This window comes from Chryseobacterium sp. P1-3, assembly GCF_000738495.1.
In the GTDB taxonomy this organism is placed as follows: domain Bacteria; phylum Bacteroidota; class Bacteroidia; order Flavobacteriales; family Weeksellaceae; genus Chryseobacterium; species Chryseobacterium gallinarum.
In genome coordinates this window covers 1-1,189 of record NZ_JPEQ01000042.1, presented here as the reverse complement: position 1 = coordinate 1,189, position 1,189 = coordinate 1, and the positions used below count along the sequence as shown (strand labels likewise).

Below are 1,189 nucleotides of genomic sequence, written 5' to 3'. Positions count from 1 at the left end.
AATTCTTAAATTCTTTGTGGTAGCCGTTACCTGTTATGGGATGGCCACGTTCGAAGGTCCCTTGTTGGCCACCAAATCTTTAAATAAAATCGGGCACTATACCGACTGGGTGATCGGACACGTACACTTGGGGGCTCTGGGATGGAATGGTTTCATGGCGTTCGGGGTCGTATATTACCTGGTTCCGATCATCACCTGTGTCGGTTTTGGTACGGGTTGCTTCACTTCGGCTTTTCTTGGATCAGATTACTCTACAGCAGCTTCGCCCGAAGGCTAGGCCTTGACTATTCCGTCAGTCTCCAGCAGATACATCCAACCGTCCCCTTTTATCGTGAGCAAGTCAGGGAATATTAACCCTGTGTCCATCCACTACCCCTTTCGGGTTCGCGTTAGGTCCCGACTAACCCTCAGCTGATTAGCATGGCTGAGGAAGCCTTGGTCTTTCGGTGAGGGGGTTTCTCGCCCCCTTTATCGTTACTTATGCCTACATTTTCTTTTCTATCCGCTCCACAATACCTCACAGTACTGCTTCGGCGCAAATAGAATGCTCTCCTACCAGATACAACTAATGTTGTAAATCCATAGCTTCGGTAATATGTTTATGCCCGATTATTATCCATGCCGGACCGCTCGACTAGTGAGCTGTTACGCACTCTTTAAATGAATGGCTGCTTCCAAGCCAACATCCTAGCTGTCAATGCAGTCCAACCGCGTTGCTTCAACTTAACATATATTTGGGGACCTTAGCTGTTGGTCTGGGTTCTTTCCCTCTCGGACATGGACCTTAGCACCCATGCCCTCACTGCCGCAAAACATTTATTAGCATTCGGAGTTTGTCAGGAATTGGTAGGCGGTGAAACCCCCGCATCCAATCAGTAGCTCTACCTCTAATAAACTTTGTTGCGACGCTGCACCTAAATGCATTTCGGAGAGTACGAGCTATCTCCCAGTTTGATTGGCCTTTCACCCCTACCCACAGGTCATCCGAAGACTTTTCAAAGCTCTGATGATCAATGATCAGGCAAATTTCGTTTATCCGGATAAAAATATGGAGGCCGGAACCAGATTTATTCTGAAATCTCATCATATAAAACCTGATGACTTTATTGAAAGCTTCAAGTATTATGTGATTAAAGAAAAAATGCAGGATATTGCTAACGATGCCCAGGAAATTTTATTAAAGAAAGAT

1 rRNA gene is annotated in these 1,189 nt (G+C 45.8%); it reads right to left on the bottom strand.

The annotated features are described in order from the left end of the window. Positions 1–1,189 (bottom strand): 23S ribosomal RNA (locus HX13_RS22875); the annotation flags it as partial.